General features: G+C 57.9%; 29 protein-coding genes. 21 read left to right on the forward strand and 8 right to left on the reverse strand.

Features of this window, described 5'->3' with window-relative positions; genetic code table 11:
• Window positions 1-13: 13 nt before the first annotated feature.
• From flaF to ACMVPR_RS16795, 3 genes are read left to right on the forward strand one after another with little or no spacing between them, the layout of a single operon-like run.
• Window positions 14-385 (forward strand): flagellar biosynthesis regulator FlaF, encoded by a 372-nt coding sequence (gene flaF, locus ACMVPR_RS16785; RefSeq protein ID WP_416883816.1) that lies wholly within the window; start codon window positions 14-16, stop codon window positions 383-385.
• A complete protein-coding gene (gene flbT / locus ACMVPR_RS16790) occupies window positions 382-786 on the forward strand; it encodes a flagellar biosynthesis repressor FlbT (protein ID WP_416883817.1) in 405 nt (134 codons plus the stop codon). Before flaF ends, flbT begins: the two co-directional genes overlap by 4 nt.
• On the forward strand, window positions 720-1598 hold the full coding sequence (locus ACMVPR_RS16795) for a DUF1217 domain-containing protein (RefSeq protein ID WP_416883818.1): 879 nt from the start codon (window positions 720-722) through the stop codon (window positions 1596-1598). Before flbT ends, ACMVPR_RS16795 begins: the two co-directional genes overlap by 67 nt.
• 10 nt (window positions 1599-1608) lie before the next feature.
• Here ACMVPR_RS16795 and ACMVPR_RS16800 read toward each other — a convergent pair whose 3' ends face one another.
• Window positions 1609-2955 carry a FliI/YscN family ATPase gene (locus ACMVPR_RS16800; protein ID WP_416883819.1) on the reverse strand — a complete coding sequence of 449 codons (1347 nt, stop codon included), beginning with the start codon at window positions 2953-2955 and terminating at the stop codon, window positions 1609-1611.
• Window positions 2956-3029: 74 nt separating this feature from the next.
• Here ACMVPR_RS16800 and ACMVPR_RS16805 point away from each other — a divergent pair, with 74 nt between their 5' ends.
• From ACMVPR_RS16805 to ACMVPR_RS16845, 9 genes are read left to right on the forward strand one after another with little or no spacing between them, the layout of a single operon-like run.
• Window positions 3030-3413, forward strand: a complete 384-nt coding sequence (locus tag ACMVPR_RS16805) for a FlgB family protein (RefSeq protein WP_416883820.1) — start codon at window positions 3030-3032, stop codon at window positions 3411-3413.
• Window positions 3414-3421: 8 nt separating this feature from the next.
• Window positions 3422-3811: a flagellar basal body rod protein FlgC gene (flgC, locus tag ACMVPR_RS16810; protein WP_300585252.1), complete on the forward strand. Its 390-nt coding sequence runs from the start codon at window positions 3422-3424 to the stop codon at window positions 3809-3811.
• Between the two features lie 24 nt (window positions 3812-3835).
• Entirely contained in the window at window positions 3836-4123 is a 288-nt protein-coding gene (gene fliE, locus ACMVPR_RS16815; protein WP_292271006.1) for a flagellar hook-basal body complex protein FliE, read from the forward strand.
• A 4-nt stretch (window positions 4124-4127) separates the two neighbouring features.
• Window positions 4128-4397 (forward strand): flagellar biosynthetic protein FliQ, encoded by a 270-nt coding sequence (locus ACMVPR_RS16820; RefSeq protein WP_292271008.1) that lies wholly within the window; start codon window positions 4128-4130, stop codon window positions 4395-4397.
• A gap of 1 nt (window position 4398) precedes the next feature.
• Window positions 4399-5112, forward strand: coding sequence for a flagellar hook-basal body complex protein (locus ACMVPR_RS16825; protein WP_416883821.1), 714 nt, complete (start codon window positions 4399-4401; stop codon window positions 5110-5112).
• 10 nt (window positions 5113-5122) lie between these two features.
• Window positions 5123-5908 carry a flagellar basal-body rod protein FlgG gene (gene flgG, locus ACMVPR_RS16830; protein WP_416883822.1) on the forward strand — a complete coding sequence of 262 codons (786 nt, stop codon included), beginning with the start codon at window positions 5123-5125 and terminating at the stop codon, window positions 5906-5908.
• Window positions 5905-6327, forward strand: a complete 423-nt coding sequence (gene flgA / locus ACMVPR_RS16835; protein ID WP_300585255.1) for a flagellar basal body P-ring formation chaperone FlgA — start codon at window positions 5905-5907, stop codon at window positions 6325-6327. The genes flgG and flgA overlap by 4 nt, the downstream gene beginning before the upstream one ends.
• A gap of 1 nt (window position 6328) precedes the next feature.
• Complete coding sequence (gene flgH / locus ACMVPR_RS16840; protein WP_416883823.1) at window positions 6329-7060, forward strand: flagellar basal body L-ring protein FlgH; 732 nt, start codon at window positions 6329-6331, stop codon at window positions 7058-7060.
• An 18-nt stretch (window positions 7061-7078) separates the two neighbouring features.
• The gene (locus ACMVPR_RS16845) at window positions 7079-7579 is read left to right on the forward strand and encodes a flagellar basal body-associated FliL family protein (protein ID WP_416883824.1); all 501 of its coding nucleotides are present in this window, start codon (window positions 7079-7081) and stop codon (window positions 7577-7579) included.
• Here ACMVPR_RS16845 and ACMVPR_RS16850 read toward each other — a convergent pair.
• The 7 genes from ACMVPR_RS16850 to ubiE form a co-directional block, all read right to left on the reverse strand.
• Complete coding sequence (locus tag ACMVPR_RS16850; protein WP_416883825.1) at window positions 7564-7998, reverse strand: hypothetical protein; 435 nt, start codon at window positions 7996-7998, stop codon at window positions 7564-7566. The genes ACMVPR_RS16845 and ACMVPR_RS16850 overlap by 16 nt on opposite strands.
• Entirely contained in the window at window positions 7985-9067 is a 1083-nt protein-coding gene (locus ACMVPR_RS16855) for an EscU/YscU/HrcU family type III secretion system export apparatus switch protein (RefSeq protein ID WP_416883826.1), read from the reverse strand. Before ACMVPR_RS16855 ends, ACMVPR_RS16850 begins: the two co-directional genes overlap by 14 nt.
• Window positions 9064-9831: a flagellar biosynthetic protein FliR gene (locus tag ACMVPR_RS16860; protein ID WP_416883827.1), complete on the reverse strand. Its 768-nt coding sequence runs from the start codon at window positions 9829-9831 to the stop codon at window positions 9064-9066. Before ACMVPR_RS16860 ends, ACMVPR_RS16855 begins: the two co-directional genes overlap by 4 nt.
• Window positions 9828-11918 carry a flagellar biosynthesis protein FlhA gene (flhA, locus tag ACMVPR_RS16865; RefSeq protein ID WP_416883828.1) on the reverse strand — a complete coding sequence of 697 codons (2091 nt, stop codon included), beginning with the start codon at window positions 11916-11918 and terminating at the stop codon, window positions 9828-9830. Before flhA ends, ACMVPR_RS16860 begins: the two co-directional genes overlap by 4 nt.
• Entirely contained in the window at window positions 11918-12571 is a 654-nt protein-coding gene (locus ACMVPR_RS16870; RefSeq protein ID WP_416883829.1) for a lytic transglycosylase domain-containing protein, read from the reverse strand. Before ACMVPR_RS16870 ends, flhA begins: the two co-directional genes overlap by 1 nt.
• 89 nt (window positions 12572-12660) lie before the next feature.
• Window positions 12661-14193, reverse strand: coding sequence for a 2-polyprenylphenol 6-hydroxylase (ubiB, locus tag ACMVPR_RS16875; RefSeq protein ID WP_300585264.1), 1533 nt, complete (start codon window positions 14191-14193; stop codon window positions 12661-12663).
• 1 nt (window position 14194) lies between these two features.
• A complete protein-coding gene (gene ubiE / locus ACMVPR_RS16880) occupies window positions 14195-14947 on the reverse strand; it encodes a bifunctional demethylmenaquinone methyltransferase/2-methoxy-6-polyprenyl-1,4-benzoquinol methylase UbiE (protein WP_292268307.1) in 753 nt (250 codons plus the stop codon).
• 85 nt (window positions 14948-15032) lie between these two features.
• Between ubiE and mutM the strand changes: the two genes are divergently transcribed.
• The 9 genes from mutM (at window position 15033) to ACMVPR_RS16925 (ending at window position 26348) form a co-directional block, all read left to right on the forward strand.
• Entirely contained in the window at window positions 15033-15884 is an 852-nt protein-coding gene (mutM, locus tag ACMVPR_RS16885; protein ID WP_416883830.1) for a bifunctional DNA-formamidopyrimidine glycosylase/DNA-(apurinic or apyrimidinic site) lyase, read from the forward strand.
• A gap of 65 nt (window positions 15885-15949) precedes the next feature.
• Window positions 15950-16726, forward strand: a complete 777-nt coding sequence (locus ACMVPR_RS16890; RefSeq protein ID WP_292268303.1) for an enoyl-CoA hydratase — start codon at window positions 15950-15952, stop codon at window positions 16724-16726.
• Window positions 16727-16880: 154 nt separating this feature from the next.
• Window positions 16881-17144: a 30S ribosomal protein S20 gene (gene rpsT, locus ACMVPR_RS16895; RefSeq protein WP_292268302.1), complete on the forward strand. Its 264-nt coding sequence runs from the start codon at window positions 16881-16883 to the stop codon at window positions 17142-17144.
• 474 nt (window positions 17145-17618) lie between these two features.
• Window positions 17619-19001, forward strand: a complete 1383-nt coding sequence (gene dnaA / locus ACMVPR_RS16900) for a chromosomal replication initiator protein DnaA (protein ID WP_416883831.1) — start codon at window positions 17619-17621, stop codon at window positions 18999-19001.
• 154 nt (window positions 19002-19155) lie between these two features.
• The gene (gene dnaN / locus ACMVPR_RS16905; RefSeq protein ID WP_300585270.1) at window positions 19156-20274 is read left to right on the forward strand and encodes a DNA polymerase III subunit beta; all 1119 of its coding nucleotides are present in this window, start codon (window positions 19156-19158) and stop codon (window positions 20272-20274) included.
• A 29-nt stretch (window positions 20275-20303) separates the two neighbouring features.
• Window positions 20304-21413, forward strand: coding sequence for a DNA replication/repair protein RecF (recF, locus tag ACMVPR_RS16910; protein ID WP_416883832.1), 1110 nt, complete (start codon window positions 20304-20306; stop codon window positions 21411-21413).
• A gap of 107 nt (window positions 21414-21520) precedes the next feature.
• Complete coding sequence (gene gyrB, locus ACMVPR_RS16915) at window positions 21521-23938, forward strand: DNA topoisomerase (ATP-hydrolyzing) subunit B (protein WP_416883833.1); 2418 nt, start codon at window positions 21521-21523, stop codon at window positions 23936-23938.
• Between the two features lie 161 nt (window positions 23939-24099).
• On the forward strand, window positions 24100-25329 hold the full coding sequence (locus ACMVPR_RS16920; RefSeq protein WP_416883834.1) for an acyl-CoA dehydrogenase family protein: 1230 nt from the start codon (window positions 24100-24102) through the stop codon (window positions 25327-25329).
• A complete protein-coding gene (locus ACMVPR_RS16925; protein ID WP_416883835.1) occupies window positions 25326-26348 on the forward strand; it encodes a phosphotransferase family protein in 1023 nt (340 codons plus the stop codon). Before ACMVPR_RS16920 ends, ACMVPR_RS16925 begins: the two co-directional genes overlap by 4 nt.
• The last annotated feature ends 18 nt before the right edge of the window (window positions 26349-26366 follow it).

A 26366-nucleotide genomic window follows, 5' to 3' on the forward strand; every position in this document is an offset into this window, starting at 1 on the left:
ATAGGCTCAGGCAATGGCTGCACATATGCACGCGTATCAAAGCTACGCATCGACTCCTGCCAAATCGGCGAGGGATACTGAAATCGAGATCATTCTTGAAACGACACGTCGCTTAAAATGCGCCGCCGAGTTGCGTCACGACGATTTTCCACGATTTGCTTCTGCTTTGCAGGACAATCGGAAGCTCTGGATCACTCTCGCCGCTGATGTCGCAAATTCAACAAACGGGCTACCCGCAGAGCTTCGCGCAAAGATCTTTTATCTGTCTGAGTTTACTCAAGATTATTCTCGGAAAGTTCTTTCTGAAAAGCTGGAAATTACTCCCCTTCTTGACATCAATCTTGCCGTGTTACGCGGCCTCGCAGCCACGGGGAAGTCGGGATGAGCGGACTAGTTCTAAAGCTCGGCCCGAAGGAACGAGTCTTGATTAATGGCGCTGTCATCGAGAATGGGGACCGTCGCTCACGGATCACGGTCTTGACGTCAAAGGCCAATATTCTACGCCTCAGGGATGCAATCCATCCTGATCAGGCCAATACTCCGGTTCGGCGCGCGTGTTACCTTGCCCAGTTGCTTCTGAGCGGTGAAGTGGAGGCACGGCCATTGTGGGAAAGACTTTTCGGTCAGGTTCAAACATTGTCTGACATCCTTGCAGATCCGCACAGTGCGGCGCTCCTCGCACAGGCCAAGTCATCAATTTCAGAGCAAAATGCCTATGCGTGCCTGAAATTGCTGCGGCAACTCTTGCCGTTGGAGGCGCATCTGTTGGCGCAAGCAAAGCAATGAGTTTTCAACCCTTTGTCCTAGGAACCGGCCTGCCTGGATGGAACTTGCTCAACGCAACGCTCGAAATGCAGAAATCTGCGTTCAACCAAAGCAGGTCGACGCTTTCGGATTCAAACTATTTTCTGGAACGCTTCGCGGACATCAATACTCCCGACGACATCGTGTCTGACCGTCGGCTCATGCGTGTCGTTCTAGGTGCCTATGGGCTCTCGGATGATATCGAAAACAGGTATTTCATCAAAACTGTCATGGCCGAAGGTGTGGCCGATCCAGAAGCGCTCGCAAACAGGCTTGCAGATCGCAGATACAGGGCCTTGGCAGCAGATTTCGATTTTTCAGCTTCGTCTCCGACTCACAAGGCAGACCCGGGTCTTTCTAGCCGGACAGTCGAAAACTTTAGGAACCAAACCTTCGAGACCGAAATCGGAAAAGCCGACAATGATATGCGGCTGGCTCTTGGATTTTCCCGTGAACTCAGCACAGTTTGGCGCGCGGCCAGTTCGAACAGCGCGGCATGGTACCAGATTTTGGCCACGCCCCCGCTGCGAGAGGTGCTTCAGACATCGCTTGGCCTCCCATCCGAGTTTGTTCGCCTCGACATCGACGACCAGCACAGCCGCATTCAGGCGAAGGCCCAAAGTGTATTCGGCACGAGCGATATAGGAGAACTGGCTGGCGCTGCGCTTGCGGATCAGATCACCCAACGGTTCCTGCTGATACGACAGGCAGGAAATACGTCGGGCAGCACGTCTCTGCAGACCGCGCTTGTCTTGCTCAATGCCATCCAGATGAGGGACGATTTCCTGAATTGACCGGCCGGCCTCAGTCCTTCAGCGCGCCACAGCGCAAAAGACAAAGCCTGAGTGCGGCAAAGCTTTCGGCGATCGTACATGTCACACGGGACAGTGCGAAATCGGAAAAATTCCCATGGAATGCAATGGCCTGATCCAATTGGGTGTCTGTCCCCGCGGAATACAGCCCAGCTTCGATGAGTGGCAAAGACCCCTCGTACTTTGCGACGAGGCGTCTTGCCCGCACTATCAGATCATTTTCACCATTATCGGCCGCCTCTGGCAAAGACCGGGACACGGACTGCAGAATATTGACGGCTGGAAACCGCCCTTGATCGGCCAGTTTTCGATCAAGAACAAAATGCCCGTCCAGAACGCCCTTGAGCATATCGGCGACAGGTTCATTCATGTCCGATGCCGCGACAAGGACATTGAAGATCGCCGTGATGTCACCTGTTCCCGTGAGGCCAGGCCCGGCGCGTTCAGCCATTTTGCTGATCTGCGCCGGGGTCGACGGGGGAAATCCCCGCAGGCTCGGGAATTCCCCAGCAGACGCAGCCACCTCTCTGTGAGCTTCGGCAAACCGCGTGACCGAATCAACAAACAGCAACACATGCTGACCAGCATCGCGAAAAAACTCGGCCACGCGCATGGCCGTCATTGGGCAGCGCAGACGCGTACTTGGTGCCGCATCAGCGCTGGCCGCGACAACAACTGCGCGACAGAGTCTGTCTTCCCGCAAAACTATTTGTGTAAAATCGTTTATTTCTCGGCTTCGCTCTCCGACAAGGGCAAGAACAACCACATCGGCTTCGATCGATTGCATGAGATTCGCGAGAAGCGTTGATTTGCCAACGCCCGCGCCAGCAAAAATCCCAACACGCTGACCACGCACGATGGGCAAAATCGTATTGAAGAGATGAAACCCCGTTTGCAAACGCGCGCCCAGTGGCTTGCGGTGTCCGCCCATGGGAGGGTCGTTATCGATCTCCAACCCGGACGGCCCAGAAACCAGCGGAGCGCCATCCAATGGCTGGCCAAAAGGGTCGATAACGCGACCAAGCCATGACGTGTCCGGGAAGATCCGTACGCGCCCCGACAAGATTACCCTGTCCCCCAACGCAACGCGCTGAGGTGGACCATCCGGTAGCATTGTCACGCCGTCGCCAGACAGACAAAGCACGTCACCGGTCAGTGACGTTCCATCGCTGCGAAACAGGCGCAGCCGGTCTCCCAGCCGGGCCTCCTCTTCGAGACCAGCGATGCGAATCGTATGACCATCCGTGGAAATAACACGCCCGACCGCGCGCGATCGGGCAATGTCAGAGACCTTGCTCTTCAGCTGGACCAAAACTGGTTTGTTCATCGTGCGCTCCATTCAGCCGGTGAAAACCCTTTCTAAAGGAATCAGGGTTAAGCCTTCGTTGAACGAAACGAGGGAGAAGCCCTACAATGTTCCAGAATCTGGATATGTTCAAAACTGCCATGTCGATGGCTCGCCATGCTGGCGTCAAACAAGCGCTGACATCACAGAACGTCGCCAATTCGGATACGCCCGGATATCGCGCAAGATCGGTGACGTCCTTTGCCGATTTGGTGCCTGATAACCCGCGCGAACTGGCTTTGCGCACAACACGGTCTGCGCATTTCGGGCACCGAAACAGCCTGGAAACGACACCCGTCGAGACCCGCGCGAACAGTGATCCGAACGGCAACAGCGTCGTTCTCGAATCCGAAATCCTGAATTCCGTGGACGCCAAGCGCCAGCATGATCGCGCTCTCGCCATCTATCGCGCCTCTCTGGGCATGCTGCGCAGCGCCCTCAGCAAACAGTAGGGGGCGCTATGTCAGCATTTTCAGACTCCCTCGGCGTCTCTGCAAGTGGGCTCAAGGCACAGTCACACCGGCTGAGGATCGTCGCCGAAAACGTGGCAAACACCGACACACCGGGGTATCGCCGCAAAACCGTAGCTTTTTCAGAAGCCATCGAAAGGTCGGGGTTGGCTCAAGTCACCGTTGACAAGGTGGCGCTTGATCGGCGGGCCGGTGAACAGATTTTCGACCCGGGCCATCCGTTGGCGGACGCTTCGGGGCACTACACCGGATCAAATGTCGACCTCATCGTCGAGATCGCAGACGCGCGTGAAGCCCAGCGCAGCTACGAGGCGAACCTCAAGATGTTCGATCAAGCCCGCCAGATGTCTTCAGGCCTTATGGACCTGTTGCGCAAATAACCCTTTCCAGAATGGAGAACCCCCATGGACGTCAAAACGCTCTTCGCATCTCAGCAATATGCATCTCTGAAATCTGCAACAGAACCCGATCCACGGGCGGCGATCGCACAGAGTTTTGCAAAAATCACCGAAGATTTCGCCCAGACCCTGACTTCAACCGAAAACGTCGCCATGGGATCGATGTACGGTGATGCCGATCCTCATGCACTGGTGGAAGCACTGTCGCAGTCGCAATTGGCCGTGGAAACAGCCGTCACTGTCCGAAATCGCGTGGTCGAGGCGTATCAGGAAATCCTGCGCATGCCGGTATAAGCCCGTGCTGGGCGAAGGCTACATCTATGATGTTCTGCGCGAAGGCTTGCGGGTGGCCGTCCTGATTTCGGCACCCGTACTCTTGGTGGCGCTCGTCACTGGTGTGTCGATCGGACTGTTTCAGGCGCTGACCTCAATTCAGGAAATGACACTGACATTCGTACCAAAGCTGGTGGCGATGCTGTCAGTGTTCTGGGCCTCGATGAACTTCATGACGCAAAGCCTGATCGATTTTTTCCAGACCATCATCATTCCGTCAATTGCAGGAGGCTGACATGGAAACTGCCGGCTACGTTACGCTGACCCGCCAATCCGGGCTGATGCGCGAAATGGAAATTATTGCGCACAATATGGCGAACGCGGCCACGACCGGGTTCCGCCAGCAAGGGCTTGTCTTCTCGGAATATGTCAAAGCGGTTCACGACGGTGACAGCCTGTCGATGGCTGCGGCACGGGTCAAGAAGACCTCGGTCGCACAGGGCATCCTGACCCAGACCGGAAATCCGCTTGATTTGGCGATCGAAGGCTCAGGTTATTTTCAGGTCGAGACTCCGAATGGCATTCGCCTCACCCGAGCCGGAGCATTCAACGTGAACTCGGTTGGCGACATCGTTTCGTCAGATGGCAATCGCGTTCTCGACATCGGTGGCGCTCCGATCAACGTGCCGCCCGGCGAAGCGGATGTGAAAGTCGCAGCCGACGGCACGGTCAGTCTGGGCGATCAGCTTCTTGGCCAGATCGGAATTGTGGAACCGGAACAAGGCGCTGATCTCAAACGCGAATCCGGTGTCCTGTTCCAAACCGACGCTGCCCTCGCTCCATCCGAAACCGGTCTTGTCCTGCAAGGCCATCTCGAAGGTTCGAACGTTGATGCGATCTCGCAATTGACAAGAATGATCGAGGTCCAGCGCGCTTATGAAATGGGTCAAAAGCTGCTCGACATGGATCACGAGCGGTCGCAAACGGCCCTCCAGACCCTCATTAAGTAAAGGAAACACCATGCGCGCCCTCAAAATCGCGGCAACAGGGATGGCCGCCCAGCAGATGCGGGTCGAGATCATCTCGAACAACCTGTCGAATATGAACACAACCGGATACAACGCGCGACGCGCCGAGTTTTCGGATCTGCACTATCAACAGATCGCCCGCGCTGGCACAGTAAACGCGGCAGATGGCACTGTGCTGCCAACCGGTGTTCAGGTGGGGCTTGGAGTCCGACCCGCTGCGGTATCGGTGCACCTGGCACAAGGATCGTTGAGCCAGACCAATTCCGATCTCGATCTGGCGATTGACGGAAATGGCTACCTCGAAGTGGCGATGCCCTCGGGACAGGCTGCGTATACACGGGACGGTTCGCTCAAGCGGAATGCGGAAGGCCTGATCGTCACGTCCGAAGGCTTTGCCGTGGCGCCCGAAATCGTCATACCGCAGGATGCGCGTAGCATTTCGATCAATCCCGAAGGCGAAGTCTACGCGTATTTTGCCGAAACGGCAGAGCCGCAACTCCTTGGCCAGTTGAACCTTGTCGGGTTCGCCAATGCGAAGGGACTCGAAGCCCTGGGCGGGAACCTGTTTGCAGAAACCGAAGCCTCGGGTGGACCATTGGTGGCCATACCCGGACAAGACGGTCTTGGCACCCTGCGGCAAGGCTATCTGGAGGACAGTTCCGTTGATCCCGTCCGCGAGCTGACCGAACTGATCGAAGCCCAGCGCGGCTACGAATTGAATGCCAAAGTGATTTCGGCGGTGGACCAGATGCTTGGTGCCACAACGCAGGTGCGATGATGCGGCACCTCATCGTTTTGGGCCTCGTTTTGAACGGCCTGCCGGCCTTGGCCGACACCGTCTTTGCCGAGAAAACCATTCGCGCCCGCGAAGTGATCGCTGCCGACGCTGTGTCGGTCAAAGACGTAGACACCGTTGGGGCCGAACGCTCGCTCGAAGCTGTGATCGGGGCCGAAGCAAGGCACGCTATCTACGCCGGTCAGCCCATCCTGAAAACCAGCCTTATGCAGGCCGCCGTCATCGAGCGAAACCAGATCGCCCCAGCTATATTCATTCTTAATGGATTAACCATCGCCACCGAGGCACGCGCCCTTGAACGGGGATCGGTCGGTGATGTGATCCGCGCCATGAACCTCACGTCGCGCAACACAATCCGCGCCGAGGTTCTGGAAGGCGGCAGTTTGAAAGTGCTTCCCTGACATGATGTATCGCCTTCTGATCGCCACCGCATGTGGCGCCCTGCTACAAAGTTGCGGCAAACTCGATCATATTGGCCAGGCGCCAAGCCTGTCTCCGCAGACCCAAAGCGTTGAACGGCAGGCAATGGTTTTTTCCGGCCTGCCAACCCGGACGCTTGATACCTCTGATTATCGCAGGGCATCGCTTTGGAGTGGCGATGAAACGTCCCTCTTTGGCGATCGCAGAGCGTTCACAACGGGCGACATCCTGACGGTGATGGTCGAGATCGATGATCAGGCCGAGATTTCGAACACAACGTCGCGATCCCGGTCATCGCAGGAAAATCTGGGCATTCCTCATTTGCTGGGTTTTCCGCAGCGCCGCAACAAGGCTCTGCCGGACGGAGCAAGCCTCGATTCGGCGGTCGAGCTCGATTCGTCCAGCGCAAGCCAGGGAAACGGTTCCGTGCGCCGCAATGAGAAACTGACCCTGCGCATCGCGGCAACGGTTGTCGATGTCCTGCCGAACGGTGTCTTGCGGATCGAAGGCACGCAGGAAGTTCGGGTGAATTTCGAATTGCGGGAACTCTTTGTGTCGGGGTTCGTACGCCGGGCCGATATCACCCGACAGAACGAAATCACCTATGACAAGATGGCGTCGGCACGCATCTCCTATGGCGGCCGTGGACAGATCAGTGATGTCCAACAGCCGCGTGTGGGACAGCAGGTTCTCGATGCAATTCTCCCGTTCTAGCGTTGAAAAGGCACTGCGATGCTGAAGAAAATCATGCCGCTTATAGCCCTGCTGCTGGGCCTTTCTGGTGGGGGAACTGCTGCCATCGTTCTTGCACCCGCCAAGGACACAGAAGCCGGGCACGATGGGAACAGCGAAACGACACACCAGCCTGATGCGACCGACGCAAGCGCAGACCCCGCAACGCCGGACAGTATGGAAATCGTCAAGCTTCCAAGTCAGTTCGTTGTCCCCGTGATCCTCGACAACCGTGTCAGGGCGATGGTGATCCTCACTGTTGCTCTCGAGGTCGAGACTGGGCAAGGGGACCGCGTCCGCGCGTTGGAACCGAAACTGCGTGACGAATTCCTTGCCGAACTGTTCAATCTGGCAGCTCTGGACGGATTCAGGGACGACCTGATTTCACGAAAAACGCTGGAATTGGTAAAACACGCGCTGACCGCGCGGTCGACCGACGTTCTGGGCACCAAAGACGTGACGGTGCTGATCACCGACATGGCACGTCAAGACACGTTCTGATGGCGTTTCCAGGCGTGGCGTAACGCCAGATCGTCTTGCACCGAACCGTACGGATCCGCTGCCTCGGTCGAGCGACGCTCGATCTGCACTGTCAGGGCCAGCCTTTGCCTCAGCGTGGCTCGCAACTGATCGTGAACCAGACTGCGCTGGAGTGCCGCTTTTGCCAAAACGGTCTGCAATCTGCGTTGGTCTTCGACCAGCTTGCGCAACCGCAATTCGCCTACGCGGAACAACGCGGGTTGGTTGACCGAGTTCGACTGAAGCGTCATCATCAGGTCTTGCTCCTGTTCGGCGATGGCGATCTGTTTCGATCGAAGCTCCTCCTTAACGCGCATTTCGGCTGCGAACCGCAACTCGAGCAATTGAACCCGAGCGTCTAGCACGGCCAGGACACTGGACATCCGGTCATCGACGGTCATGCGCGACCATGTTTTGGATTCGACGCGCATATCCGATGGCGGCTGCCACCGCCTTGTAATGCGATGACTCGATGCTCATCCCAACCTTCACATTGGCATAAAGATCGCGCGCGGTCGGAGGATCGCGGTAGAGCGGTACGCCAGACTGAACGGCGATCTCACGGATCCTGCGGGCGGTTTCATCAGTTCCACGCGCCACACATTTCGGCACGGTCTCCGTTCCGCCATCCCATTGCAAAGCAACCGCGTAATGAGTTGGATTGGTGATAACGACAACCGCCTTGGGCACGTCCAACAGCATCCGGTTTGTCGCAATTTCTTCCGCCTTGGCGCGGCGCTGCTGACGGATGTTTTCGTCGCCCTCTTCGTTTTTATGTTCATCCTTCATCTCTTTGTGGGACATGCGGTTCTTACGGGCATGCTCCCGCACCTGCCAAAGAATGTCAGTCGCAGCCAGAACCACGTAGGCACCCAGGGTGCACCACAACCAACGAAGCGCCACGTCATGGATGTTCGCGAGGGCAAGATGTTCGCCACGCAGAATCGCGATTTGAAACAGATCAAAGCCGTCCAGCACGAACATCGTCAGCAGAGCCGCAAAAATCATGAATTTGACGAAATTCTTCGCGAACTCGAACAAGCCCGACCATCCGAATTTCTTTCGCGCATTGGCCAACACTGAAATGCGGTTGAGTTTCGGCAATAGCCTGTCACCGGTGAAAAGCACCTGCTTCGTGGCCACCAAACCCCCAAGCACAACGGTAAATGGCATGACAAAAAGTATGGTGCCCAACGGCACAATCCAGGAAGTCACGGACCCAATCGACTCTGCCCCGTCAAGAGGAGCGCGGCTGGAAGCAGAGCGGCTGATGAACCCCATGATGTCCTGAACGACCGCCGATAGATAGCCGCTGAACAGCAGGTTTATCGCGACCAGAAACACAGCCAGTGCGCCGAGGTTGACGACATCCTGTGACCGGACGATTTCGCCTTTCTTTCGCGCCTCGTCAAGTTTGCGGCGGGTCGCCTCATACGGCTTGTCGTTCTGGTCTTCGCCGGCTTCGCTCACGGGCGCGCCTCATAGGGCATCATCAGGATAAGCCGCGCTTTTTCCTGCCAGACCTCTAACAAGAGCTCGTGATGTTGATACAGGAAATGGATGGAGAACAGCGCGACGAAGGGAATGCCGATGAAGGACACCATGAATTGCGGCATGGCTTTGTTGATGAACCCAATGCAGAGATAATAGACGAACATCACACTGAGAAACCCCGCCGACAAAACAACCGCATGATTGAAAACGAAATTCAGCATGTCGGTTGCCTTCGACGCGAAATAGCCCGTCAGGCCTGCCATCGACGGAAAACCCAGAGAGTAGCTGGCCGCAAAGGAATAAATCATCTTGTCGGCCAGGGTGGTCGAAAACAGGATGGCGATTCCTGCCGTTGTCAGCAGATGGCCGATCACAGGCATCGGTTCGGTCGCGTTGCCCAGCATCTGAGCCAGCGATATCGATTGGCTGATGATAACGCCGGCTTTTTCCAGAAGATAGATCATGCCGCGGGACATGAGCCCGATGAAAACGCCGATTGTGGTTTCCAGAAGCCCGAATTTCAGAAGATCTGCGCCGACCGGCACAGTCGCAGGCACGTGAGGGCCAAGCACCGGCGCGATGGCAACTGCGAACATGCCGGCAACCGACAGACGGACGCGGACCGAAACATAGCGTTCGCCAAACCCCGGAGCGAGATAAAAGGCCGGGCCGATCCGAAGGAAGGAGGCGGCGACCAACCATATCTGGTTGCTCATTTCCGCGAAGAAGCCGTCGATCATGGCGAGACCGGTATCGTGCCCACAAGCGCTGGCTTCGCGTCGAGACCGATCTCTTCGAATGCCATGACGGGGTTGCTGATCCCCTTGGCCGTCAGGATGCTGCGCAGGAACCTGCGGCGTCTGCCCGGCGTAACCAGCGCGGGGAAAACCCCTTTCCTGCTTGCCTTCGCCAATTCTTCGGCAATGCGTTTCGACAGGGTTTCAAAATCCTTTGGCGGCAAGGCCACGTCTGAAACGCCACGATCGTTTGTGACCTCGCATTCGGCGAATCGCTTTTCCCAATCCGGTGCCAAATGCACAAGCGGGATGGTTCCGTCTTCCCGGCGCATTGCGGCAACCAGCTGAAATCCAAGCCTTTGTCGAACATGTTCGCAAATTGAATCGGCTGTGTGCCCCTGTCCGCGTGTTTCCGCAATGGCTTCAAGGATCAGCTGGAAATTGCGGATCGACACCTGTTCGTCCAGCAAGAGCTTGAGCACCTGCAAAAGCGTATCCAGCGGCACCTTGTCCGGTACGGTTTGTTCGATCAAAGCGCGGTTCGCTTCGGCACGCGCCGGATTGGATAACGTCCCAAGCTCGTCCAGGAGCCGTTTCAGCGATTTCATCGTCAATAGTCGGCCCAGATTGCGCTTGATGATCTCAAGAAGATGCGTCGCGAGAACCTCGCTGGGGGAAACGACGGTGAGGCCACTCAATTGGGCGTCCTCACGTTCGGAATGCTGAATCCATCGCGCTGGCGCGCCATAGACGGGTTCTTCCACATCATGTCCGCGTGGCAGGGTCTGCGCATCCTCAGGGATGAGGGCAAGCATCAGGTCAGGGTGCAAAACCCCACGTGCCACCTCAACACCGTGAACACGTAGAACATAGGTTCCATCCTTCAGCATGGCATCGTCGGTCAGACGCACTTCGGGCATGATCATCCCGAAACTCCTTGCGATATGCGTTCGCATATTCGTGATGCGGGAATCCAATCCGCTGGCGGGGTCGAGAACCATGTCGACAAGATCTGGCGCGAATTCCACATGGATGTCATCAAGATCGAGAACGTCGCCAATCGGCCGGTCTCGGGGCGCAACCATTGTGGTCTCTTTCGGATCATCCGCTGCGGTCGCGGCGTTCTGCCGATAGACCCAGTAGGCCAGCCCCCCAAGAATCACACCACCGGTCATGAACGGCACAACCGGCAAACCCGGAACCAGCGCAAAAAGCACCATAAGGACAGCCACGGTGGCAAGCGCGGCAGGATGGCGGCCCAGTTGCGAAGTGATGGCCAGGTCAGTCGCGCCAATTGACCCCCCGCGCGCCAGAAGCAACGCTGCAGCAATCGAGATGATGACCGCGGGGATTTGAGTGACCAAGCCGTCGCCCACGGTCAGAATCGCATAGGTCTCAAACGCGGCGCCAATTGGCATGCCATGCACCAGCGTGCCCATGATCAATCCGACCACGATATTGAGCAGCGTGATCAGGAGGCCCGCCACAGCGTCGCCTTTCACGAATTTCGACGCCCCGTCGAGCGATCCGAAAAACGTGGTTTCCTGCAACTCGCGTTCCCGCCGCGCGCGCGCCTCGGCATGGGTGATGGCGCCAGCGGCCATGTCACTGTCGATGGCGAGCTGTTTGCCGGGCATTCCGTCCAGCGCAAACCGTGCGCCGACTTCGGCCATGCGCGCCGCACCCTTGGTAATCACCATGAAGTTGACGATCAAAAGCACACAGAAGACGACCAACCCGAGAAAGACACTGCCGCCCATGACAAAATCGGCGAAGCCTTGAATCACATTACCAGCGGCGTCGGTTCCGGTGTGACCTTCACCGATGATGAGTTTCGTCGAACTGATGTTGAGCGACAGGCGCAGCATCAGAGACGCCAACAGTATTGTTGGGAACGCCGAGAAATCGAGCGGTCTTTCGACGAACAGCGTGACCGTGAAGATCAGGATCGCCAAGGCGAACGATGCAGCCAATCCGATATCCAGGACAAAGGCAGGAACCGGCAGGATCATCATGACGATGATCGCCATCAAGGCGACGGCAAGTGCCACCGTCGGTTTGGCAAAGAGGCCGTGTACCGTCGCACCCATCAGTTTGTCCTTTGCAGGCCAATGAAAGGCCGCCGGTCCGCCGCACCTGACAAGAACAGCGATCCGGGGCGCGATGTTCCTGACTGACCCCAACGCACATCGGACCTGCCATTGCTGGTGCCCGGATCAACCGACACAAGATCAGTGACCCGCCCCCGGATATTCTGAAACTTGGCTTTGTACCGGTCCGCGTAAACCGGGGTCCGGCTGTGGTAGGCACCTGCTGCTTCGGTCCAGTTGCCAAATTCCCGGTAAAGGTCGGCGAGGAAGCGAGCGGCATAAAGCGCGTTAAGATCGGGATCGAACATGTCGTCCAGCGATTGAAATCCGCTGGCATGCCAACGGTAGTTTATCTGAAAGCATCCGATATCAAGATTCAATTCCCCGCGTTTGACTTGGGAAAACACATACGAACGCGCATCGTCTTCGGTTTGAAACCAGGATCCGTCCCCGGCGTGGTTCACCGTCCACGGCCAGGGATCGCCGGTTTTTCCGCGACCGGTTTCCAACCGCGTGATCGTCTGCATGACATCCAGCGGTACACCAGTTTCGGAGGCCGCGCGTTGGGCAGCGATATCGCAAATACTTGCGTTCGAGATGGTGCCTACAAATAAAGCCAGCGCCACAGCAAGAGCTGCCGATTTCGACCACATCCAATACACATCAAGCCCTTCGCATTCTGCGGTTTGGCAGACCGTAGAATTGAGAGCGTTAGGATTTGGTTACGGAAACCGGTCGCCGTTCAGAAAAACACTTCGATCAGCGCGACGAGACCACCGCCAACAACGGCGCCGATCACTCCCCAGAGAAGAGCCGTCTTGAGCTTGGCGGGCTTCGGTTCAGGTTTGCCCTGTGCCTGCTCGATCAAGAGCTGCTCCATCAATCCGGGCAGACGTGGTCCAAAACGGGCAAGCACAAGCGCGGTTTTCCCGAGGTCCTTGGCAAAGGCGCGGGGCCCAATGCTGGTCTTGATGTAATCCTCAACGATGGGCTTCGCGACGTTCCAGATGTTCATCTTCGGGTCCAGCGACCGGGCCACACCTTCGACAACCACCATGGTGCGTTGCAGCAGGATCAGTTCGGTCCGGGTTTCCATTCCAAAGCGCTCGGTCACCTCGAACAGGTAACTGAGCAAACGCCCCATCGAAATGCGGGTTGCGTCCATTCCAAAGATCGGCTCGCCCACGGCCCGAAGTGCGCGCGCGAATTCATCCACATCACGATCATTCGGCACATAGCCTGCTTCGAAATGCACCTCGGCCACGCGTTTGTAGTCGCGACGGATGAAACCGTAGAGGATCTCGGCATAGACGCGGCGCGTGTATTCGTCGATATGGCCCATGATCCCGAAATCCAGCGCGATGATGTCGCCATTCGGGGCCACCTTGAGATTGCCCTGATGCATGTCAGCGTGGAAATAGCCATCGCGAAGCGCATGCTGCAGGAAGAGTTGCAGGACGCGCTCGCTCAGCGCGACCCGATCATGTCCAGCCGCATCCAATGCGTCGTTGTCGCCAAGCGGCAGACCTTCGGCCCATTGAAGCGTCATCACCCGGCGGCTGGACAGATCCCATTTGATCGCGGGAAGCTGGAAGCCTTCATCCTGTGCAGTGTTCGCCGCAAACTCGGACGCAGCCGCCGACTCAAGCCGCAGGTCCAGTTCGCCCAGTACGACGCCTTCGAAATGGGTGATCACATCCATAGGCCGCAAGCGACGCGAGGATGGCGACAGCAATTCGATCAGGCTCGCCGCGAAGTAAAAGGCGTCGATGTCCTTTCGGAAATCCCGTTCGATGTTCGGCCGCAACACCTTGACCGCGACAGTCTCGCCAGTCTGGGCGAGCTTGGCTTTGTGAACTTGCGCAATCGATGCCGCGGCGACCGGTTCGCTGAATTCCGTGAACAGCGTATCGACGGAAATACCCAGCTCGGATTCGACCATGGCTTTGGCCTCGGCGACGGAAAACGGCGGCAGCTTGTCCTGCAGAACTCGCAACTGCTTGGCCATGTCATCACCGACCACGTCAGGCCGTGTGCTGAGGACCTGTCCGAACTTGATGTAGGCCGGGCCAAGCGCCGTCAGGGCGCGGGGTGCGGGCGGCATTGAAGGATCACCGGAATAGCCAAGCCATTTGAAAGGCCATCCCAACAACCGTGCGGCCACGCGCAGAGGCTTGGGCGCGTCAAAGGCATCAAGCACGACGCCCATCGCACCCGTACGTTCCAACGTCGCGCCCGTACGGATCAGGCGCAGGATGTTGTGCGGGCCTCTCACGTCAGATTTTCCAGCCCGAATGCAGGCACGCGATGCCCATGCTCAGATTGCGGTACTTGGCGTTTTCGAACCCGGCCTGCCGCACCATGCCAAGGAACGTGTCCTGATCCGGGAACTTGCGGATTGATTCGACAAGGTACTGGTAGCTGTCACGATCATTGGCGATCACTTGCCCCAATCGCGGGATGATGTTGAAAGAATAGAGATCGTAGACCTTCTGCATCAACTCGTTCGGGATCTGGCTGAACTCCAGCACCATCAACCGCCCACCAGGGCGCAGAACGCGGAACGCCTCGTTCAGCGCTTCCTGCGGCCGGGTCACATTCCGGATGCCGAACGAAATTGTGTAGACATCGAAGGTATTGTCGTCGAAGGGCAGATGCATCGCATCACCGACAACCCAATCAAGACTGTCGCTCATCGCGTTCGCTTCGGCGCGCTTGCGGCCTTCGATCAACATCGGTTCGGTCAGGTCGAGAACCGTCGCATGCCCGCGCCCAGCGCGCTTCAGAAACCGGAAGGAGATGTCCCCGGTGCCTCCAGCCACATCCAGCAGCTTCTGGCCAGGTCGCGGGGCAAGCCAATCCATCATCGCATCTTTCCAGATACGGTGGATCCCAAACGACATGGCGTCATTCATGACATCGTATTTCGACGCGACAGAGCTGAACACGCCCTGAACGCGACCTGCCTTTTCGTTCTCAGGAACGTCCTGAAAGCCGAAATGCGTGGTGGTTTGATTTTCGTCCGCCATAAGCCTTGTCGTTTCCCGTGCCAGACTTTCTTATAGAGCGCCCACACGGCGTTACAATGCGACGACATCAGACAGGACAGCGCAAATGCCCGAATTGCCAGAGGTTGAGACGGTACGACGCGGGCTGGCGCCCGCGATGGAGGGGTTTGTCATCACACGGGCAGAGGTCAACCGGCCCGATTTGCGCTGGCCGTTTCCGGAAAACATGGTCGAGCGGCTGACAGGCAAGCGCGTGCTGCGGTTGCGGCGGCGGTCAAAATACATCCTCGGCGATCTGGACAGCGGGGAAACCGCGCTGATCCATCTGGGGATGTCAGGGCGGATGCTGGTGTCTGGCGACCCGTTGGGTCAATTCGTGCACAACCATCCCGCGCCGGAAAAGCATGACCATGTCGTGCTGCACATGGAAAACGGCGCACGCATCACGTTCAACGATCCACGCCGGTTCGGGGCGATGGACCTGTTCCCCACCGAGGCCGGAGAATCGCACCCTTTGCTGGCATCCATCGGGCCCGAACCTTTGGGCAACAGCTTTGACGAAACTTACCTCGTCGGCGCGCTTGCACACCGGAACACGCCCATGAAATCCGCACTTCTCGACCAGAAGACAGTTGCGGGGTTGGGCAATATCTACGTGTGCGAAGCCCTCTTCCGATCAAAAATTCATCCCACGCGACCAGCCCGAAAAGTGTCCAAAGCACGTATTTCCGGACTTGTCCCGGTCATCCGGGGCGTGCTGTCCGATGCCATCGAAGCCGGTGGGTCTTCGTTACGCGACTTCCGCCAAGCCGATGGAGAACTTGGATATTTTCAACACAGCTTTGACGTTTATGGGCGTGAAGGGGAACCTTGCCGCAGCGAAGGATGTACCTCGACAATCCGCAGGATTGTGCAATCCGGGCGCTCCACCTTCTATTGTCCGACATGTCAAAGATAACTTGAACGGTGCTGATCAGATGCGTAAGGCTGCATGCCTGAGATCACCGAACGGAGCCCTCACTCATGGCTTATGAGACGATCATCGTCGAAATCGAAGATCACGTTGCCACCATCAAACTCAATCGGCCCGATGCGCTCAATGCGCTGAACAGCCAGTTGTTGTCCGAGCTGGCAAGTGCCCTTGAAGATGCCGATTCCAACGAAAAGGTTCGGTGCATCATCCTGACCGGGTCCGCCAAGGCCTTTGCCGCAGGTGCCGACATCAAGGAAATGTCCGAAAAGACCTTTGTCGAGATGTTCATGTCCGACTTCTTCGGATCAGAATCACAGGCCGTCTGCAGGGTTCGGAAACCGATCATTGCGGCTGTGTCCGGCTACGCGCTGGGCGGTGGATGCGAACTGGCCATGATGTGCGATTTCATCATTGCGTCGGATACCGCCAAGTTCGGCCAACCCGAAATCAACCTCGGGGTGGTCGCAGGGATTGGCGGCACACAGCGACTGACCCGTTTTGTCGGCAAATCCAAATCCATGGACATGCACCTGACCGGTCGCTTCATGGACGCAGAAGAAGCGGAACGCGCCGGGCTTGTGAGCCGTGTCGTTCCGGCGAAATCCCTTATGGAAGAGGCGCAATCCGCTGCCGCCAAGATCGCTGAAAAATCCATGCTGGCGACCTTTGCAGTCAAGGAAGCGGTCAATCGTGCATACGAGACCACGCTCAGCGAAGGGCTTTTGGTCGAACGTCGGCTGTTCCACTCGCTTTTTGCGACGGAAGACCAGAAAGAGGGCATGGCAGCCTTCCTTGAAAAGCGCACGGCCCAGTTCCGCGACAGATAAGCGCGAAAAGAGGCCTTTTCATAACGGATATCTGGGGCTATACGCCCCCGATACATGCGTGTGATGCCCGCTAGGCAAGATTCGATCCGGTCGATGGTTCCGGGCGTGCTGTCATATGCAACCCGATTGAACGAAACGAACCAGGATAGATCACATGGCAAATTCGCCCCAGGCAAAGAAGCGCGCAAAGCAGAACGACAAGCGCTTCGCCGTCAACAAGGCGCGTCGCTCGCGCATCCGTACATTCCTGCGCAAGGTCGAAGAGGCAATTGCCTCTGGCGACAAAGAAGCCGCAACAACAGCGCTCCGCGCAGCACAGCCTGAAATCATGCGCGGCGTGACCAAAGGCGTGTACCACAAGAACACCGCTTCCCGCAAAGTGTCGCGCCTTGCAGCGCGCGTCAAAGCGCTTGGCTGAGAATCGTCGTCTGTCAAATCAGCTTTTGAAAATCAAGACGCCGCTTCAACCGAGGCGGCGTTTTTTTGCGTCGCTTGCGCAGCTTTGCACCGGTCGGAGATTCTTTTTCAGCTTTGCCTGAGTCAACAACGAAGTTCAGTTGATGGACCTCGTTCGACCCATATAAACAAGCAATGCGAGTCACGTCGCACTGGGGGGACAGGCTCCGTTAATTCAGAATCGAGACCTCAAATATCTCGATTTTGGCCTGACGGAATAAATGATAAAAGATCAGCTGCCTGATCCAAAAAGATGTATGGGCTAATGCGGACTCTGTTGCCAAGTGTTTCGCGCCCTGTTGCTGTCGTCGTCTGGACAAGCCCGGACGCTGATGACCGTCTTTCCCCAAATTGTAACTCGAGGAAGCCATGAAAGTGCCTTCCAAATGGGGAACCGTATGTGCGGCAGCACGTGCAGAATGTGGAACAGGGACAAATGACGCAAGACCAGTGGGGATCAATTCGAGATGAGCTGCATCAAACATTGGGGGCCAACAGCTTCCAAAGCTGGATCCAACCACTGGCGTTTATAGGTACTGACGACGGCATCGCTCGCTTCAACGTTCCTACGAATTTCTTCGGCAACTACGTCTCGCAGAACTACGGTGACCTTCTTCTGTCCAAGATCACGCGTGTGAACCCATCGGTTCGACGGATTGTTTTCGACACGGTCACAGCGTCTCAAGAAGCGGCGAACCAACTTGCTGGTGCCGAACAGGAGGTCGAACCCATTGCGTCGCCATCGGTTCAAACAAAACCGGCATCGTCGCTTGATAACCTGAACGGATCTCCGCTCGACAAGCGGTTCACCTTTGACTCGTTCGTCGTCGGCAAACCCAACGAATTGGCACATGCCGCAGCCCGGCGCGTTGCCGAAGGTGGCCCCGTCACGTTCAATCCGCTGTTCCTCTACGGTGGCGTCGGTCTTGGTAAAACGCACCTCATGCACGCCATCGCGTGGGAGCTGCGCACACGCCATCCGCATCTGAATGTTCTGAACCTGTCGGCTGAACAGTTCATGTATCGGTTCGTGCAGGCGCTGCGCGACCGGAAGATGATGGACTTCAAATCGCTGTTCCGGTCCGTCGATGTTCTGATGGTGGACGACGTTCAGTTCATCGCGGGCAAGGACAGCACGCAGGAAGAGTTCTTCCACACGTTCAACGCGCTTGTGGATCAGCACAAACAGATCATCATTTCGGCAGACCGGGCACCGGACGAGATCAAGGATCTCGAGAATCGTATCCGGTCACGTCTGCAAAGCGGACTTGTCGTCGATCTGCATCCGACGGATTACGAACTGCGCCTCGGCATTCTTCAGTCGAAATCCGAAATGTATGCGCGCATGTATCCCGGTCTCGAGGTAGAACGCGGCATCTTGGAATTCCTTGCCGCGCGCATCGTCAGCAATGTCCGCATCCTGGAAGGCGCACTGACCCGTCTGTTTGCGTTTGCATCACTGGTCGGAAAACCGATTTCTATGGATCTGACGCAGGAATGTCTGACCGACATCCTTCGCGTGTCCGAACGCAAAGTCTCGATCGAAGAGATTCAGCGCAAAGTTGCCGATCACTACCTCATCCGCCACTCCGACCTGGTCGGTCCCAAGCGGGTTCGCACCTTTGCCCGTCCACGTCAGATCGCGATGTATCTGTGCAAACAGTTGACCACACGGTCGCTCCCCGAAATCGGCCGGCACTTCGGGGGGCGCGACCACACCACTGTGATGCATGGTGTCCGCCGGATCGAAGAGCTCAAGAAACAGGACGCTCAGATCGCTGAAGACGTGGAATTGCTGCGTCGATCGCTCGAAGCCTGAGTCCCAGACACAACAGACAGGGCGGTTGCGTGTCTTACTGCACGCCTGCCCTTGACCCTGCGCGCAATCCGGCCAAGAAATTGCAAAACAAGGGCTTGGAGAGCAACCCTGAAGCGGGTTACTGTCAGCGTCCGGCCAGTCGGGGGATGAACGCATGAAATTCAGCATGGAACGCGGAACGCTGCTCAAGGCGGTGTCGCAGGCGCAATCCGTTGTCGAACGGCGCAACACCATTCCAATTCTTGCCAACGTCCTGATCGAAGCCGAAGGTGACACGGTTCAGTTCCGCGCAACCGACCTCGATATCGAAGTGGTCGACCGCGCCGTTGCGCAGGTTGAACGCGCGGGCGCGACGACTGTGTCCGCCGTGACGCTGCACGAAATTGTCCGCAAGCTGCCGGATGGTGCATTGGTATCGCTTTCCGAAGACAGCGCGTCCGGTCGCCTGACTGTCGAAGCAGGTCGTTCGAATTTCTCGCTCGCGACGCTGCCGAAAGAAGACTTCCCGGTGATGGCATCGTCCGAATACAGCGCGAACTTCTCGGCCCCGGCTCCGGTTCTGCGCCGCCTCTTCGACAAATCGAAGTTTGCGATCTCTACCGAGGAAACCCGCTACTATCTCAACGGCGTCTACATGCATGTCGCCGATGGTGACGGCGGCAAGGTTCTGCGCTGTGTCGCTACCGATGGCCATCGTCTTGCTCGGATCGATGCGCCTTTGCCGAACGGCGCGTCGGACATGCCGGGCGTGATCGTACCGCGCAAGACCGTAGGTGAGATGCGCAAGCTCCTTGAAGATGACGACATGCAGATTGCCGTGTCCGTGTCGGAAACCAAGGTGCGTTTTGCGACACCCGACATCACCCTCACCTCCAAGGTGATCGACGGGACGTTCCCCGACTACACGCGGGTCATTCCGCAGGGCAACACCCGTCGGCTCGAGGTAGACGCTGCCGAGTTCGCCAAGGCGGTGGATCGTGTTGCCACAGTGTCATCCGAACGCTCTCGGGCAGTAAAGCTGCAGTTGGACGAGGATCGCCTGATCCTCTCGGTCAACGCACCCGACAGCGGTGCCGCCGAGGAAGAGCTGGCCGTGGCCTATGGCGATGACCGGCTCGAGATCGGCTTCAACGCGAAATACCTGCTGGAGATCGCCAGCCAGGTGGACCGAGAAAACGCCGTGTTCATGTTCAACTCGGCGGGTGATCCGACCCTGATGCGCGAAGGGAACGACACCAGCGCAGTCTACGTCGTCATGCCGATGCGGGTGTGACGACACCGCGCCTGTAAACGGGGGCGCTGTTGCCGCTTCATATCAACCGCCTCACACTGTCGCATTTCCGCTCTCACCTGCATGTGTCGCTTGAACCCGACGCGCGGCCTGTTGTGCTGTTCGGGCCAAACGGCGCAGGCAAGACGAACCTGATCGAAGCTGTATCTTTGTTTTCGCCCGGACGCGGGATGCGGCGTGCGTCGGCGGAGGATATGACGCGTCGGCCAGAAGGGTTGGGTTGGAAGGTAAGCGGTTTGGTGCAGACGCCCGAAGGGCTACAGGACATTGCCTTTCAGTCAGAACAGGGCACGCCCCGTCAGGTCAGAATCAACGACAAACCCTCCCCACAATCCCGGCTTGGGGAATTGGTGCGGCTCTTGTGGTTGCTGCCGTCAATGGACAGGTTGTGGATTGAAGGAGCTGAAGGCCGCAGACGGTTCCTTGATCGCATGACGCTCAGCTTTTTCCCAGATCACGGCGATGCCTCGCTCACCTACGAAAAAGCGATGCGGGAACGGAACAGGCTTCTCAAGGATCAGGTGCGGGATCCGATGTGGTACAAGGCGCTTGAGGCGCAGATGGCGCAGACGGGTGCCGCCATTCATGCCAACCGGGTGCGGACTTTGGACAGGATCGCCACAGCGCAGGATCAGGCCAGCACGCAATTTCCAGCGGCCCAACTCGACCTGATCCAGACGGAAGGCGAGATGCCAGAGACCGAAGCAGACCTTCGCGCAGCCTTCGAGGAAAGCCGCTTTCGCGATCTTGCAGCCGGCCGCACACTGGTCGGACCTCATCGTGCCGACCTCTATGGTGTGTTTGCAGCAAAAGGCGTGCCTGCCGCTGACAGCTCGACCGGAGAACAGAAAGCCCTGCTGATCTCGCTCGTGCTGTCCAACGCGCGCGCTTTGGTCGAAGACTTTGGTGCACCGCCGATTGTCTTGCTGGACGAGGTGGCAGCCCATCTTGATGCGGGGCGGCGCGCGGCACTTTATGACGAGATCTGCGCTTTGGGTGCGCAAGCCTGGATGACCGGAACCGGGCCAGAACTCTTCAGCGAATTGAGTGACCGGGCGCAGTACTACGAAGTCACCGAGACCGAAAAAGGCACCTCTGTTTCGCCGTGCCCGGCACCCTGACAATCTGTCCGCCCAACAAAACAACCAACCGCTAAATCTTGTGTCAGTCGCGTGACAATCCTCTGGGTTTGGCGTATAAAAACGGCAGAAAAACGAAGGGTAAATACATGGCAGACCCCGCACAGGCACCGGAAGAATACGGCGCGGATTCCATCAAGGTTCTCAAAGGCTTGGAAGCTGTCCGCAAACGTCCGGGCATGTATATCGGCGACACGGATGACGGCTCGGGCCTGCACCACATGGTGTACGAGGTCGTGGACAACGGGATTGACGAGGCTCTGGCCGGTCACGCCGACTTCGTTCAGGTGAAAATCCACGCCGACAACAGCGTTTCCGTGCGGGATAACGGGCGCGGGATTCCCGTCGATATTCACGAAGGCGAAGGCGTGTCGGCGGCCGAGGTTATCATGACCCAGCTGCACGCTGGCGGCAAATTTGACCAGAACTCCTACAAGGTGTCCGGCGGTCTGCACGGTGTGGGTGTGTCGGTTGTGAACGCCCTGTCCGATTGGCTGGAACTGCGTGTCTGGCGCAATGGCAAGGAACATATCGCGCGCTTCGAACGCGGCGATACCGTCAAGCATCTCGAAGTTGTCGGCGACGCCAATGGCAACAAGGGAACCGAGGTACGCTTTCTTGCGTCGACCACGACCTTTTCGAACCTCGATTATGATTTCCACACGCTGGAGAAACGCCTGCGCGAACTGGCGTTCCTGAATTCCGGCGTGCGGATCATTCTTGAGGATGAACGCCCGGCCGAGTCTCTGAAGTCCGAACTGTTCTACGAGGGCGGTGTCCGGGAATTCGTGAAATACCTCGACCGCTCGAAAGCCCCGGTCATGTCCGAACCGATCTTCATGGTTGGGGACCGCGACGGAATTGGCGTCGAGGTGGCGATGTGGTGGAACGACAGCTACCACGAAACCGTGCTGCCCTTCACGAACAACATCCCACAGCGCGATGGCGGCACACATATGGCGGGCTTCCGCGGTGCGCTGACGCGGACGATCAACAACTACGCGCAATCGTCGGGCATTGCGAAAAAGGAAAAGGTCAACTTCACCGGCGACGATGCCCGCGAAGGCCTGACCTGCGTTTTGTCTGTCAAAGTGCCGGACCCGAAATTCTCAAGCCAGACCAAGGACAAGCTGGTTTCGTCCGAAGTCCGCCCCGCCGTCGAAAGCCTTGTGAACGAAAAGCTGGCGGAATGGTTCGAGGAGAACCCGAACGATGCCAAGCGCATCGTGGGTAAGATCGTCGAGGCCGCTCTGGCCCGTGAAGCCGCGCGCAAAGCCCGCGAACTGACCCGACGCAAAACCGCGATGGACGTGAACTTCCTTGCGGGCAAGCTCAAGGATTGTTCCGAAAAAGATCCGTCACAAACCGAACTCTTCCTCGTCGAGGGTGACAGCGCGGGGGGATCGGCTCAAACAGGCCGCGACCGCCGCACTCAGGCCATTCTGCCACTCAAGGGTAAGATCCTGAACGTCGAACGCGCGCGTTTTGACCGGATGCTGGGCAGCCAGGAAATCGGCAACCTCGTGATGGCGCTGGGAACCGGGATCGGACGGGATGAATTCAACATCTCGAAACTGCGCTACCACAAGATCGTCATCATGACGGACGCCGATGTGGATGGCGCGCACATCCGGACGCTGCTGCTCACGTTCTTCTACCGCCAGATGCCCCAACTGATCGAAGGCGGGTATCTCTACATCGCTCAGCCGCCGCTTTACAAAGTCATGCGCGGCAAATCCGAGGTCTATCTCAAGGATCAGGCCGCGATGGAAGAATACCTGATTCAGCAAGGCACCGACGGCGCACAACTTTTGCAGGGCAATGGCGAAACCATCCTAGGCCAGGATCTTGTGCGCGTGGTCGAAGAAGCCCGGCAACTCAAACGCGTTCTGGATGCCTTCCCGACGCATTACACAAGACATATTCTTGAGCAATCCGCCATTGCTGGCGCGTTTGTTCCCGGCGCGGTTGATGCCAACCTGCAAGCGGTGGCCGACAAGGTCGCGGCGCGTCTGGACCTGATCGCACTCGAATACGAGCGCGGGTGGCAAGGACGGATCACGCAGGATCGCGGGTTCAGACTCGCCCGTATCCTGCGGGGCGTCGAAGAAGTGCGCACGCTGGACGGTCCGATGCTCCGCTCCGGCGAGGCGCGAAAGACCGGCAGCTTTACCGAAAGCCTGCAAGCAGTCTACGACAAGCCAGCACAACTGGTTCGCAAGGACCGCAAGCAGTGGATCCACGGCCCGCTCGAACTTCTGAATGCGATCCTCGAAGAGGGTGAGAAGGGTCTGACTCTGCAGCGCTACAAGGGTCTGGGCGAAATGAACCCCGACCAGCTTTGGGAAACCACGCTGGACCCGGACGCGCGCACGCTTCTGCAGGTCAAGGTCGATGACATGACAGAGGCGGACGATCTGTTCACCAAGTTGATGGGCGATGTTGTCGAACCGCGTCGTGAGTTCATCCAACAGAACGCACTGAGCGTCGAAAACCTGGACTTCTGAGAGATTTCGGATTGGCTTTGCCAATCCGACTGGCTGGGGGCTCTGCCCCCAGACCCCCGAAGTATTTTGTAACCAGAGAAGACACTAACCGTCAGCACTGGTCGTCCGGGGCAAGTGCTTCTAATGTCCGAATACTTGTCACGTAGGGAGAGCGAGACACCATGGACCTGGGAATGACGGATCGCGTGCGTGCGCTTGTGACTCAAGTGCGCGAGATGGTGGACACCGAGATCGCGCCGCTGGATCATGAGTTTCATGCAGAGGTCGGCAAGCACGCTTCAGGCGACCGTTTTCAGCATACCGACCGACAGCTTGAGATCCTGAATCGACTCAAGAACAAGGCGAAAGAGCGCGGGCTGTGGAACTTCTGGCTCACCGACAGCGACAAGGGTCACGGGCTGACCACGGTTGAATATGCCTATCTGGCTGAAGAGATGGGCAAGGTTCACCTTGCTGCCGAAGTGTTCAACTGCTCGGCCCCCGATACCGGCAACATGGAAGTGTTGGAACGTTACGGCGACCAATGGATGAAGGATCGCTGGCTGACGCGGTTGCTCGACGGTGAAATCCGGTCGGCCTATGTGATGACCGAACCCGACGTGGCCTCTTCCGATGCTGCTCAGCTTGCATTCGAAGCAAAGCGCGACGGCGGTGACTGGGTCCTGAACGGCGAAAAATACTGGATCTCTGGCGCAGGGGACCCGCGCTGCGGGTTATACATCCTCATGGCCTGCACCGCTCCCGATGCGGCCAAACACAACCGACACACGATGTTCGTGATGGACCCCGACATTCCGGGCATCGAGGTGCTGCGCCCGATGCATGTGTTTGGACAGGACGACGCGCCGCATGGCCACATGCATCTGCGGTTCACGGATGTCCGCGTGCCTGCCAGGAATATCGTACTGGGCGAAGGGCGCGGGTTCGAAGTGGCGCAAGGGCGACTTGGACCGGGGCGCATTCACCATTGCATGCGGTCCATCGGGCTGGCCGAAAAAGCGCTGGAACTGATGTGTCGGCGCGGGCTGCACCGCGAAGCGTTTGGCAAGCCACTGGTCGAACTGGGGGCCAATTACGACATCATCGCCAACGCGCGGATGGAGATTGAACAGGCGCGGTTGCTCTGCCTCAAGGCGGCGTGGATGATGGACACCCAAGGGACGCGCGCGGCACAACCGTGGATCAGCCAGATCAAGGTGGTGGCCCCGCTCGTGTCGCTCAAGGTGGTGGACGAGGCGATGCAGCTTTATGGCGGCACCGGCATCAGCCAGGACACGCCGCTCTGGCGGATGTGGACGCATCTGCGCACGCTTCGGTTCGCCGATGGTCCCGACGCCGTGCATCGCCGTCAGGTCGCCCGCGCCGAGCTGCGCAAATACACCAACGGATGAGCGCGCTTTTCGACATCGACGCTGTAGAGACTTGGATGGCGGCGCATGTCCCCGGCTTTCGCGGGCCCATCTTGGTTGAGAAATTCGCAACCGGTCAGTCGAACCCGACGTTCAAGCTGACCGCAGCGTCGGGGGCTTATGTGCTGCGACGCAAACCGCCGGGGCAGCTTTTGAAATCAGCCCATGCAGTCGACCGCGAATTCCGGGTCCAGAGCGCCTTGGCAGGGACCGACGTGCCCGTCGCGCGGATGCACGCGCTGTGCGAAGACGAGTCGGTGATCGGGTCGATGTTCTATGTCATGGATCTTGTTCAGGGTCGCAGCTTTGTTGATCCACGCCTTCCAGATGTCTCGGCCCCGGACAGATCGGCGATCTTTGACGATATGAACCGCGTTTTGGCAGCGATCCATTCGGTCGATCTGTCCGCAACCGGGTTGAACGACTACGGCCCTCACAGCAATTACTACCAGAGACAGATTGATCGCTGGACGAAGCAATACCGCGCCACCGAGACCGAGGCGTTGCCGGAGATGGACGCGCTGATCCAATGGCTTGCAGACAACCTGCCCGAGGATGACGGTCGCGTGACGCTGGTGCATGGGGATTACCGCATTGATAACCTGCTGTTCGCACCGGATCGCCCTACATGTGTCGCGGTCCTTGATTGGGAGTTGTCCACACTTGGCCATCCATACGCAGATCTGGCCGCTGTCATCATGCAGTGGGGCTTGCCGCCCGGCGATGTGGGACGTGGACTTGCCGGTGTCGATCGCATTCAGCTGGGCATTCCCGAGGATCACGTTTTCGTCGAGGCGTATTGTCGGCGCATGGGCCTGCCGGGGATCGACCGGTTCGGCTTCTACCTGGCTTTCACCTATTTCCGGATGGCTGCGATCCTTCAGGGGGTGAAACGCCGTGCGCTCGATGGCAATGCATCGAACCCGGAAAAGGCGCTTGAGCTTGGCGCCTATGTGCCAGCCTTTGCCAAGGGTGGGCTTAAGGCGGCCAAAACCGTCTGAAACGCGGATGTCTTGGAT

The organism is Marivita sp. (assembly GCF_048006345.1).
Lineage (GTDB): Bacteria > Pseudomonadota > Alphaproteobacteria > Rhodobacterales > Rhodobacteraceae > Marivita.